Genomic DNA, 13,006 nt, shown 5'->3' on the forward strand with positions numbered 1-13,006 from the left:
TAATTTATAAAAGTTCTTTAATTGAGTAATAAATCACAAACTATAAATGGTATTTTTTGGAATTTAACTGAAAGGTTTGGTAACAAAATTATACGTTTTAGTTTAGGAATAGTTTTAGCAAGAATACTCTTGCCTGAAGACTATGGAATACTTGCTTTAACTTCAATTGTTATTTTATTTTCTGAGATTATTTCTGATGGGGGATATATGATGGTGTTAATCCAAAGAAAGGATAACACACAAATTGAATACTCAACGGTTTTTTGGTCAAAACTACTAGTAACCACAATTATCTTCTTTGTTATAATTATAGCATCACCATTTATAGCTGATTTTTATGAAACTCCAATTTTAAAAGATGTACTTAGAATAATATCTATCGCTTTAATTATTAATTGCTTATATAGTGTACACAAAACTATCTTAACTATTGCTCTTGATTTTAAAGGACAGGCAAAAATAATTTTAATTTCTACTATAATTGGTGGATTAACAGGAATTGTTTTTGCTTTATTAGGATATGGTGTTTGGTCATTAGTTTTTCAAACTCTTACTATAAGTGCTGTCCAGGCAGTCTTATTCTGGGTGTACTCTAAGTGGCAACCATCACTGAAGTATTCTTTCAATTTTATAAAAGAGATATATAACAATAGTTTTTATTTTTTATCATCAAATATTTTATTGCTTGTTTATAATAATATATATGTTGTATTAGTTGGTAAATTTTTTCCCAACTCTACTTTAGGATACTACACCAGATCTAAGCAGTTTGTCGAATTACCTCAACATACAACAAACTCAGTTATTGTAAAGGTATTGTTCCCCATATTTACGAGCAAAAAGAATGACAAAAAAGCATTACGTTCTAATACTATTGAGACTTTATCGTGGGTTACATATATTATGACACCAATTATGCTACTATTCATTATAAATTCTGATCAAATAATTATATTCTTTCTCACTAAAAAATGGATAGAAGCTTCAGATTTTTTAATTATCCTGTCAATCGCTGGTATTATAATGTCAATAAATGAAGTAATATTTAATGTATTTAATATTTTAGGTAAACCTTTAATAATTGCAAGAATGTCATTGTTTAAAATACTTTTTACAGGATTACTTATTTTATTAGTATGGGAATATGGTATTTTATTAACAACATCAATCATTATTATTGAGAACTTAATTGTTTTTATTATACTTTGTTTTATAATTAAGAAAGTCATAAACTTAAGTTTTTATGATATCGTAAAGTCTATTTATAAGGTTTTTGTGATAAATTTAGTTGCTTTTTTAGTAATATATTTTATAATCAACTATTTAGATATTATAGGCGTTAATTCACTTTTACATATAATAGTTACTTCTATAATTTATTTAACTTTAATATTTTTCTTATCAAAATTTTTTAAACTAAAACAATTATCATTCTTAAAAAGAATATCAAAATTTGGTTTATGAATTTATAATCATTAATTGTATTTTCTTTGAATGTTACGGATAACAAGTAACAAACGAATTCTGAAAAACAAGCTTAACGGAAACTTACTAGTAAACATGATATATCTCATTTTTGAATTAACTATATTCGCAGAAAATTAAGGATTAATGATAATTAATAAATTCTCAATCTTGTTTCTTAGTTAATTTATAATAATTTTCATTTAATATCTTTCATTCTAAAATTAAAAATTCGGTTAATATTGAAAATTTCAATTGATGGCATCTTTTAATCCTAAAGTTAGTATTATAATACCAGTCTATAACGGTTCCAACTTTTTGAGAGAGGCAATTGATAGTGCTTTAGCTCAGACTTATAGCAATATAGAAGTTATAGTTATAAATGATGGATCTAAGGATAATACGGAGGAAATTGCACTTTCTTATGGAAATAAAATAAGATATTTTACAAAGCCAAATGGTGGAGTTTCAACTGCATTAAACCTTGGCATATCTGAAATGAAAGGTGATTATTTCAGCTGGTTAAGTCATGATGATTTGTATTTGGAGAATAAAGTTAAGTCTCAAATACAGTTCATATCGAAATTGGAAAATAAAGAATGCTCAATCGTTTATGGAAACTGGCATTATATAGATCAAAATGGAAACAAATTAAAAGAGGTAAATCTTTCTGAAGATAAAAACAATCTCTTGTTAAGTCTGCTCATTTCTGCACCTCTTCATGGTTGTACTGTACTTATCCCAAAAAAATGTTTTGAAATTGAAGGTTTGTTTAAGACTAAACTAAAAAACACTCAGGATGTTGATCTTTTTTACAGATTTGCTCAAAAATTTGATTTCCATTTGTTACAAAATAACATGGTTGCTGGACGCATACATGGTAATCAAACTACCCATACTACTAACAAAAGACACATTCAAGAATCCAATCAATTCCTTATAAATTCTTTAAAAGAAGTAGGGATTGAAGATTTAAGTATTAATACAAATAAAGAACCTAAAGAAATAAAGAGTGTTTTATTAATGAACTGGAGTAATAGAGGATATAAAAGGGCATCACAATATTTGTTATCAACTTATGATTATAGCTCTAAAGAAATCCTTAAATCAAATTATAACTTAATTTATAAGTTATTTAAACGAAGAATTAACAACTTAAAAATAAAACTCACTTAGGTGCTTAATATTGTTTTAATTAAGTTTAGAAAGTTTACATGGCTTTTAAAAGGCATGTTACTTAGATTGTATTTGAATATTCTCGGATGTAAAGTCGGTAATAATCTTAAGTGCAAAAAGTGGCCCTTATTTAGGACAATACCTAAGAAAAATATTTTTATAGGGAATAATGTAAATATTGGCTATAGGATAACATTAGATATATCGCATTCAGGGAAATTGATTCTTGGAAATTCTGTTAACTTAACTCAAGATATAATTATAAGTTCTGCAGAAATGGTAACCATTGGTAATGACTGTTTAATTGCGGAGCATGTAAGTATTCGTGATGGAGATCATAAGTTTAGTAAAAATCTAAAAATTAACCAACAAGAGCTGTCAAAGAAAGCCATAAAAATAGGAACTGATGTGTGGATCGGTGCAGGTTCTAGAGTTTTGAAAGGAGCAATAATAGAAACAGGATGTATTATTGCTGCAAACAGTATTGTTTTAGAAAAAACAAAAACGGAAGAATTTAATATTTATGCAGGTTCGCCTATAAAACACATAGGTATAAGGCCTTAAAAACTATTTAAAGATTAGATAAAATTCATGAAGGTTTTGCATTGTATTAATAGACCCCAGATTGGCGGTATGGAGAGGCTTGTAATTGATCTAGCTTCGGAGCAAAAAAGCCTTGGTCTCGACGTTTTTATAATGCTAGATGTAATAGATGGCCATTATTTAGAAGATATTTTGAATCAAAACATACCCATATTAGAATCGGGTGTTAGAGGAGGGTTTGACGCAAATGCTAACACCTTTTACAAACTGAAAAAAGTATTCAATGGTTTTGAAATTATTCATCTTCATTCTTTTTCTCTACTCATAACTATTGCGGCCCTTAGTTCTTGGGCAAAAACTGTTTATACAATTCATGGATTGTCAAAAGGAGTAAGAAGGGAAAATTTGATAAAGTATTTTTTTAGAGAAAGTCTAAAAAAGATGTGCCTCAATAAGCTTAATTATTTTATTGCTAATTCCGAATCTACTCTATCAAAGGCAGAAATTCATTATGGTTTAAAAAATGTAAATAGAAAAGTAATATTAAATGGTGTTAAAATAGGACCGCTTTTGCCCTCAGCCGATTTTAAAATTCCTAAAGAAATATTTACTATAGGATTAGTTTCGAGATTTACACCAAGAAAGAGAATAGACAGATTGTTAAGTGCATTTGCAATTTTTAAAAAGAAAGGTTTTGAAGGACGTTTAATAATGGTTGGAGATGGTATTAATTTTAACAATATAAAACAACAAGTAGAGACAATGAAATTAGAGTCACACGTGGATATGGTTGGTTATAAAAGGAATGTTGATGACTATTACAAAAAATTTCATGTTTGTGTGCAGCCTTCAGACAATGAGGGTTTTGGTTTGGTAGCCGTCGAGGCCTATCTTCATGGTCTGCCGATGATAGCTTTTAAAGATTCTGGAGGTTTGGTGGAAGTAGTGAAACCTATAGAGCCAGATAATTTAGTGGAAGATGAAGAACATTTAGCAGAAAGGCTAGGTTTTTATTTTAGTAATCAGCACCTTATAGCAGATGCCGCAGATCAAAGAATGACTTATGCCAAAAATCACTTCAGTATTCATAGAATGGGAAAGGATTATTTAAAAGTATATAATGAACTAACTTAAGATGATGAAAGTACTTTGGCTTTCCCCAACTTTTAATCACTACAAAGCTAGATTTTTAAATCGTTTGGCGAATACAGATATAATCCTAACTGTTCTTACGGGAACAGGTAGATATGAGATGGGCGATAAGATTTTAGAGGCTAATTGGAACTTTGACGAAATTAAAGTTGATGTTCCGAAACAGTATTATGGAAGATCTAAGGTTGTAAGAGATAAATTAAATTCAATCTTTAAAGAATACGATTGGATAATGATTCCTGCTGAGAAAAAAAACATGCAACTGTTCTTATACGCCATAAGACTTAGGAAGTATAATAAAAACGTTAAACTATTCTCGTATAACCATCCTTTGCTAAAATCTGGAAATGGGAAGAGAGATTTATTGGATAGAATGGTAACTAAGTTTTTCTTTAAAGCCCTCGATCGCGTTATTTTTTATACTGAAAAAAGTTGTGAATGGGCAATTAAACAAAAACTAGTAGATGAAAAAAAAGCGTATTGGGCAAATAATACAATTGATTCAGCTGAGGTGGATATGTATTTAGAGCCTAGAATAGATGCACTTAATCCACCCAAAATGCTAATGATTGGTAGGTTGGTAAAATATAGGAGGCTAAATAAACTTTTTGAGTATTTCATAACTCTTAAAAAATATTATCCGTTTATAGAGCTTCATGTAATCGGCGATGGCCCTGAAAAAGATTCAATAATAAAGTTTCAAAAAGAAAATAAAGGTGTTTTCTATTATGGCGCATTAATAGCAGAAAAAGAAATTAGCTTAGTTATGAACAAAATAGATTACGTAATATCTGCTGGGCATACAGGTTTGTCTATTAATCATAGCTTCGCTTACAAAAAGCCTTACATTGCATTTAAAGACTATACAAATCATCCACCAGAATATGGCTATTTGGATAATCAGGTCAATAGTTTAATTTTAAGTGGTAATATTGATGCAGATTTAAAAATTTTGAGATTATATCTAACCAATAAAGAATTGTACTCTGAATTAGTTCAAGGAGTTATTGCTTCTAAATCACAATTAACAATTGATAATTGGGTAAATCAAATTCATAGAAGTTTACACTAATGAAAAGGATACTTTTTGTTGCGCCTTATCCACCACCTTTTTCGGGGCCAGAATCATCTGCTAAGCTTTTTTATGAGTCGAATATTCATGATTTTTTTAAAGTTGAATTGTTCGATACTAATTTTAGACACTCAAATTCAGATAAAGGTAAAATAGGGCTTAATGCTATAATCATTTTTTTTAAATTTATTTTTGGACTTACTAAGCGACTTTTTTTAAGAAAACCTCATGTTGTTTATTATTATGTTACAGCAACAAAGGTAGGTTGGCTGTTCAAGGATATATGGCTTATCCTAATTGCAAAATTGTTCCGAAAAAAAGTAGTGATTCACATGAGGGCAGGGCATTTTGATTATAATTTCTCAAGAATGAAAAGTTTTGAAAAATCTATAGTTATTAAAGTGTGTAAGCTTGTTGATTTAGGACTTGCACAATCTGAATCCTTAATGTATCAGTTCGATAAGATTTTAGATGCTAAGAAGGTCAAATATGTTTACAATATGATCGATACGGAAATATTTAAACCTTCTCTTAATCAAAAAAAACAACATGAAATTTTTTTTATGGGGCATTTATCTAAAGCTAAGGGTTATTATGATATAATTAAAGCTATGCCAGATATTATTGAGTCATTTCCTAATGTTGTTTTTACCTTTGCGGGAACCCGTTTGAATGAGGAAAGAAATGTTTTTAACGATTATACTAATAAAAGACCAATAGCAATAGAAAATAATCTAGAACAATCCGAAGCCGATGTAAAAGAAAAATTTGCAGATAATTACAATTATGTAGGCATAATTAATGAAGAGCAAAAAATTGAACAGTTTTCAAAGTCACAATTGTTCATTTTACCTTCATTTTCTGAAGGATTCTCTATGTCAGTGTTGGAAGCTATGGCAATGGGATTACCTGTTGTTACCACACCAGTGGGAGCCCTAGAGGATATAATAAAAGATAATTTTAATGGAGTTTTAGTGAAGCCTAACTCTCCAAATGATATTTCAAGAGCAGTGAAGAAAATATTAGGACATACACAGTTGATCGAGGAATATGGTAGAAACAATGTTCATCAAGTAAGTGAAAACTATTCTGTAAATGTTGTGGTTAAAGAATATGTCAAAATTTTTAATAACGTATTAAACCAGTTGTAGAGTGAAGGATTTAGTCGTTTTTTGTGACATTAAAGATTTCTTCGATAAAGTTGTTTCAGTGGAAACGCATACTGTTGGGCATACCAATTTACCAGAGTTTCAAAACAAATGGAGGAAGTCCTTATTTTTTGCCGCAAGAGAAGGTCTAAGAGAGACTTTTAAAAAATACCAATCTCTAAAATGGTACAATTCTCATATTGAGAAATATGCTACTTTCTTATTGGTGAAAAAGGATAATAAACTATATTTAAATTGTTCTATTCAATCACAGAAGAATAGTGATTTATTCATCGTTAATACAAATTTTTATGAAGTCGAAAGTGTAGATGCTTATAAAGGCATTACTGATGCTCCCAATCTTAAGGGTCCAAGCTTTTTAGACTACTTTAACCAATACTCGAGGCAGTTTGATTATCAATCGTTGGGCTTAAATAGACTTATAAAGGTGCCAAGTAGATATAGTTCTCCAAAAGATAAGGAATATGAAGAAGGACTGTTTATTTTTGGATTAGGAGGATATGCCTTTACTCACATTTTACCTGGCTTAAAAACGTTGCCTAGAATAGCCTGTGTTGATTATAAGGCAGAAAGATCAGCAATGTTCAAAGAAAGATTTAGTTTTAAGCATTCGCTGCTCCACCCATTTCAATCCAAGGATTTAATTGCTAGTGTAAAAAATCCTGTAGTTGTGATCGCAACATTTCACTCAGACCATGCGGCATTAGCCAAATGGATTTTTGACCTTAATCCAAATTCTAGAATATTTATAGAAAAACCTCCTACAGTGACTTACGAGGACTATTTATTGCTAAAAGAGGTTTTTGAGAAAAAAGGAAATGTAGAAATAGGATTCAATAGACGCCATATTCCTTTGAATAAAAAGATTAAATCAATTTTAAACAACAAGAAAGTATTCATTACATTTTCAATAAAAGAAGTCCTTATAAAAGATAATCATTGGTATAATTGGAACAATCAAGGGACAAGGCTTACAGGTAATGTGGTCCATTGGATAGATTTAGCAAATTATTGGATTAACAGTGAGCCAAAAACTATAGTTATGAATTTTTCTGACTCTAGCTTAGATGATTTTAATTTATCGATAAGTTATGAAAATGGCTCTCTTGCAAATATTACTTGCTCAGATAAGGGTAACTCCCTAAGAGGTGTTCAAGAACTAATAGAGTTAAGGTTTGGACAAGAAACGATATTAATAGAAGATGATTTAATATTCAAACATATAAGGAGTAATGGTAAGAAAACAGTAAAAAGGTTTTTAATTCGAAATAAAGGTCACAAGAATATGTATAAATCATTTCATGAGAACCTAAAAGATAATCTTTTTGAATATTCTTTAGATGATTTAAGAAGGACCTCTTTGGTAACCACCAAGTCTGCAGGAATGTTAATGGAAAAAAAGCACATATATAGGTTTGATTAATGAAGTTTTTAATTAGAAAGTTTATTCACCATTTGGGTAATTTATTGAGGTTTTTCCAAATCTCATTCTTAAGAGCATCAGGGGCTAAAATTGGTAAGAATACCATGATAAGTTTAGGTGCTAAGATCGACGTAAGACGAGGGCAAATTTCTATTGGGAGTAATTGCTTAATTACCCACGGTTGTTATATTTTATCCCATGATGGAGCGGCTCATGTCATTGACTCTGATGATGACGGAACAGGCTTTGTTACGATAGGGGATCATGTCTTTATTGGAGTGAATACTGTAGTAATGAGAAATGTTAGTATCGGTAATCATGCGATAATTGGTGCAGGTTCGGTGGTTAATAAAGATATACCAGAGGGCGCCATTGCTGCGGGTAATCCTGTTAGAATTTTAAAACAGTTGAAACCTCCATTTAAATCATTACCAAAGGTGCATAAGGATTTATCATGATTCTACTGCCAATTATTATATTATCTCTAATACTTTTTGTTAGAATACGAAAAGGGATGTTTGCGGCATTGTTACTAACCATATCTACAAAGTCCATAATGGATATTTTTTGGGATATCCAAGTAGGTCCTTTATCTATGTTGGCCATTCAGGGAGTATTATTGCCGATTGTTTTTTATGAATTATTTAGTAAGTTTCGATATTTGCCGCGTTATTGGAGGATGTCAGCTAAAATTTATATTGTTTCACTGTCTTTAGGGCTATTTTGGTCATTGGTGGTAGAACCTATAGGCGGACTTCAAACCCTTATTTTAAACGTCAATATTTTTTTAGCATTCTTAATTATACCTGTTTTGGTTAATTCTAAAAAGGAGCTCAACCAAGTTTTAATAGCAATTATGGTAGCAGGGATTTTTCCTATTTTGATTAGTTTATATCAATTTCAAACGGGTGTAGTTTTTCAAGAGCGTCAAACCGTTGGTCTGTCTAGATATGTAGGTTTTTATCATGATGCTTTTCCTGTAAGATTTTATGGTTTAATGACATTGATAGCTTTGTTGACTTACAACTATACCAATAAGTTGAGAAACATATTTTTAAAAGTAGCATTGGTTATGCTAACAATTGGGGCTTTGTTCTCTATATATTTAGTATTTAGTAAAGCGGGAGTTTTAATTTTAGGGTTATGGATTTTTTCACTTCTAGTTTTTTCAGATTCTAAGTTAAAACAGTTTTTTTCATTATTTTTTGCTTTAGCCGTCATTTTTTTCATAGTAGGTGATGCCTTTTCCGCTAACATTGAACAATTATTTAGTAAAGAGGTTGGTTACCAGTCTGGAGAAGTAAAAGATGCTAGATATACACTTGCAGGGAGAGGTTATATTTGGCAGGATTTTTGGCATTATTGGGCATCAGAACAAACTATATTCTTCCAATGGTTTGGTGATGGTATAAATCGCCCTACACATAATGAATATCTAAGAGTATTAATGGCAAATGGTATTATTGGAGTACTTTTTTTAGTGGTTTTTATTTTTAGGAAAATTAGAAAAACCTTTAAGATTCATAAGAACATCAGAGTTTTTGCAATAATGCTCATTGGTATGTACCTGATTGATAGTATTGGTTTGGTCCCTGGGGTGTATTATTATTATAATATATTAGTTTGGGGTATCTTTGGCATCTTATTAATGAAACCACAATTATTCTTAAAACAAAGTAAAATTTAAATGCAACAGCTTACACAAAAATTAGGTTCGGGAGATATGGTTATACAAGATGTACCCTATCCGCAACTTGGAAAAGGAATGGTCATTGTGAAAAATCATTATTCTATTATTAGCGCAGGGACTGAGGGATCAACAGTAGTTGCCGCAAGAAAAAGCCTAATTGGTAAAGCCAAAGAGCGTCCACAGCAGGTAAAACAAGTTGTCGATACCTTAAAAAAACAAGGGCCTGTACAAACTTACAGAGCCGTCATGAAAAAATTAGACGCTTATTCACCTTTGGGTTATAGTTGTGCAGGTGAAGTGATAGAAGTAGGCGAAGGCGTTACGGAATTTGAGGTTGGAGATAAAGTGGCTTGTGCTGGCGCAGGCTATGCCAATCATGCAGAGATTGTGTCAGTTCCTGTCAATTTATGCGTTAAATTAAAAAATGAAGCAGACCTCAAAGATGCAGCTTACAATACTGTAGGTGCGATCTCAATGCAAGGTGTACGACAAGCAGATCTCAGATTAGGAGAGTCTTGTGTAATAATTGGTCTTGGACTATTAGGTCAGTTGGCCGCTTTAATATTGAAAGCTTCTGGAGTAACTACAATAGGTGTAGATGTTTCTGAAGCTGCCGTAAAACAGGCTGTCGAAAATAAGGTGGTTGATCTGGGGCTAACCCGAAATGCTCCAGGCGCTGAAGCTCAAATCTTAGATGCCACTAATGGTCACGGTGCAGATGCTGTTATTATTGCCGCAGCAACCTCAAGTTTAGACCCTATAAATTTTGCCGGAGCAATAGCTCGAAAGAAAGGAAAAGTTGTTGTTTTGGGCGCCGTACCTACAGGTTTTGATCGCGACCCATATTGGTATAGAAAAGAACTAGAACTTAAAATGGCGTGTTCTTATGGCCCTGGGCGTTACGATCTTAATTATGAAGAAAAAGGCATCGATTATCCTTTGCCATATGTGCGTTGGACAGAAAAGAGAAACATGGAAGCTTTTCAAGATCTAATAGCTTCTAAACGCATTGATATCGGCTATCTTACCACACACGAATTTGAGTTCGATAATGCCAAAGCGGCTTTCGATCTAGTGGTCTCTAAATCTGAACCATTTACTGGGATTGCCTTAAAGTATGATACAGAAAGAAGTGTTTCAAAAGAAAAGATAGCAACATCAGAACATGAGAAATTAGGAAAGATAAATATTTCATTCATAGGCGCAGGAAGTTATGCTCAGGGTAATTTGTTGCCTAATATTCCTGAGTCTTCCGAAATTGGCCGTGTTGGGGTTTTAACCAATACAGGTACAACATCTAAACGCGTTGCAGAAAAATTCAAATTTCAATTTTGTGCAACTAAAGAAGAAGACGTTCTAGATGATAAGACCAACACCGTTTTTGTGGCAACACGTCATGATTCTCATGGCCCATTCGTTTTAAAAAGTCTGAAAGCCAACAAAAATGTATTTGTTGAAAAGCCACTTTGTTTATTAGAATCTGAATTAGATGGGATTATTGAGGCGCAGTCTGAAGCTAATAAAGCCGTTATGGTGGGATTTAACAGACGATTTTCACCATTGACTACTCAATTAAAGAAGGTGATTGGTGACAATCCTATGACAATGATATACAGAATTAATGCTGGTGCCATTCCGAAGGGTATCTGGATTCAAGATGCTGAAATTGGAGGCGGAAGAATCTTAGGTGAAGTCTGTCATTTCATTGACTATTTAACTTATCTCAGTGGTAGTTTGCCTATAAAGGTCTCAGCAGCAGCCCTTCTTGATGCCAATCAATTGAACGATACGCTGAATATTATGATTCAGTTTGAAAATGGTTCAAACGGTGTTATTGGTTATTACGCCAATGGGTCAAAATCTATGTCGAAAGAGTATGTTGAGGTGTTTTCAGCTGGAATGTCAGCAACTTTAAATGATTTTAAAGAACTTAAAATCTTCGGAAAAGGGAAACCAAAGAAAACCAAGATTCTCAACCAGAATAAAGGGCAAAAAGAAATGGTAACTGCCTTTATCGATGGTTTACTCAACAATGGACAAGCACCAATACCGTTTACCGAAATTGTGTCTGTAACAAAAGCATCTTTTAAAGTTTTAGAATCTATAAAACGTGGAGGAGAGCAAGTTGATATCTAAATTCAAAACGAGTTTTACACACTTAAAATCCTATTGCGAAGCCCAAGAGTTCAAAGGTTGGGATCCCTATGATGGTATGAATTCTAAAGTGTTTCAAGCCTTACCACTTAAGCATTGGGATTTAGCCAGATTGGCTTGGATCCAAGGTTTTAAAAGAAGTCCGATTAACTTCAGAAAATTGTTATTAGTACCTAAGGAGCACAATTCAAAAGGTGTTGCTTTACTACTTCTGGGCTATTGTAAACTTTATAATGCAGCGAAAGATGGGAATTCTGATTTTGGAACGGCCGAACAACTACTCAAGACCATTAATCACTTAACTGAGCTTTTGATCAACATGAAAGCTGAGGGCTACTCTGGGGCGTGCTGGGGCTATAATTTCGATTGGCAGGCGCGTCGTTTGTTTTTATTCAAGAAAAATACACCCACTGTCGTTGCCACGGCATTTTGTGTTGAAGCCTTAACTGAAAGCTATGAGATCACACAAGATCAAAAGGTTTTAGATATCGTTTTATCTGCTGCTAATTTCGTATTGAATGATTTGTCACGAACACCATATGAGAAGGGTTTTTTGTTTTCATATAGTGTTATTGATGGAAATAATACGGTAATTAACGCTTCGTTATTAGGTGCAAAAATCCTGAGTTTTGCGTATAAATATTCAAATAATGAAGTATATAAAACCCTTGCGTCACAGGCCATTGCAACAGGGTGTGCACTTCAGGAATCTGATGGCTCTTGGATATATGGATTATTGCCCGTTCAGTCTTGGAAGGACAGTTTTCATACCGGGTTCAATTTGGATGCTATCGAATCCTACCAACAAAATACTGGAGATCAGTCTTTTCAAAATTATATAGATAAAGGGTGGGCCTATTATACAGATAACTTTTTTGAGTCAGACGGGCAACCGAAATATTATCACAACAAGACTTATCCTATAGATATTCATTGTCCGGCGCAAATCATTGTTACCGCTTCAAAATTGAAGCAGTTTAAAAATCATCAACAACTATTGTCGAAAACTTTAGACTGGACCATTGATAACATGCAGGCTAAAAAAGGGTATTTTTACTACCAAATTAAGAAAGGAATGAGTTCGAAAATTTCTTATATGCGTTGGAGTAATGCATTTATGTTTAATGCTATGGCACATTATTACTTAGAATCTAATCAATAAT

General features: G+C 32.2%; 11 protein-coding genes. All 11 read left to right on the forward strand.

What is annotated here, in order from left to right; genetic code table 11:
* Positions 1-21 precede the first annotated feature (21 nt).
* Positions 22-1,464: a lipopolysaccharide biosynthesis protein gene (locus ACO052_RS07290; protein ID WP_422107349.1), complete on the forward strand. Its 1,443-nt coding sequence runs from the start codon at positions 22-24 to the stop codon at positions 1,462-1,464.
* A gap of 258 nt (positions 1,465-1,722) precedes the next feature.
* Positions 1,723-2,640 carry a glycosyltransferase gene (locus ACO052_RS07295; protein WP_422107350.1) on the forward strand — a complete coding sequence of 306 codons (918 nt, stop codon included), beginning with the start codon at positions 1,723-1,725 and terminating at the stop codon, positions 2,638-2,640.
* The gene (locus ACO052_RS07300; protein WP_422107351.1) at positions 2,641-3,204 is read left to right on the forward strand and encodes an acyltransferase; all 564 of its coding nucleotides are present in this window, start codon (positions 2,641-2,643) and stop codon (positions 3,202-3,204) included.
* Positions 3,205-3,231: 27 nt separating this feature from the next.
* Entirely contained in the window at positions 3,232-4,317 is a 1,086-nt protein-coding gene (locus ACO052_RS07305; protein WP_422107352.1) for a glycosyltransferase family 4 protein, read from the forward strand.
* Position 4,318: 1 nt separating this feature from the next.
* Positions 4,319-5,407: a glycosyltransferase gene (locus tag ACO052_RS07310; protein WP_422107353.1), complete on the forward strand. Its 1,089-nt coding sequence runs from the start codon at positions 4,319-4,321 to the stop codon at positions 5,405-5,407.
* Positions 5,407-6,558: a glycosyltransferase family 4 protein gene (locus ACO052_RS07315; protein WP_422107354.1), complete on the forward strand. Its 1,152-nt coding sequence runs from the start codon at positions 5,407-5,409 to the stop codon at positions 6,556-6,558. Before ACO052_RS07310 ends, ACO052_RS07315 begins: the two co-directional genes overlap by 1 nt.
* A gap of 1 nt (position 6,559) precedes the next feature.
* A complete protein-coding gene (locus ACO052_RS07320) occupies positions 6,560-7,999 on the forward strand; it encodes a Gfo/Idh/MocA family protein (RefSeq protein ID WP_422107355.1) in 1,440 nt (479 codons plus the stop codon).
* On the forward strand, positions 7,999-8,457 hold the full coding sequence (locus ACO052_RS07325; RefSeq protein ID WP_422107356.1) for an acyltransferase: 459 nt from the start codon (positions 7,999-8,001) through the stop codon (positions 8,455-8,457). The genes ACO052_RS07320 and ACO052_RS07325 overlap by 1 nt, the downstream gene beginning before the upstream one ends.
* Before the next feature lie 98 nt (positions 8,458-8,555).
* Complete coding sequence (locus ACO052_RS07330; protein WP_422107357.1) at positions 8,556-9,686, forward strand: O-antigen ligase family protein; 1,131 nt, start codon at positions 8,556-8,558, stop codon at positions 9,684-9,686.
* The gene (locus ACO052_RS07335; RefSeq protein ID WP_422107358.1) at positions 9,687-11,825 is read left to right on the forward strand and encodes a bi-domain-containing oxidoreductase; all 2,139 of its coding nucleotides are present in this window, start codon (positions 9,687-9,689) and stop codon (positions 11,823-11,825) included.
* Entirely contained in the window at positions 11,800-13,005 is a 1,206-nt protein-coding gene (locus tag ACO052_RS07340; protein ID WP_422107359.1) for a delta-aminolevulinic acid dehydratase, read from the forward strand. Before ACO052_RS07335 ends, ACO052_RS07340 begins: the two co-directional genes overlap by 26 nt.
* The last annotated feature ends 1 nt before the right edge of the window (position 13,006 follow it).

Origin of the sequence: Winogradskyella sp. (genome assembly GCF_965228925.1) — a bacterium.
Lineage (GTDB): Bacteria > Bacteroidota > Bacteroidia > Flavobacteriales > Flavobacteriaceae > Winogradskyella.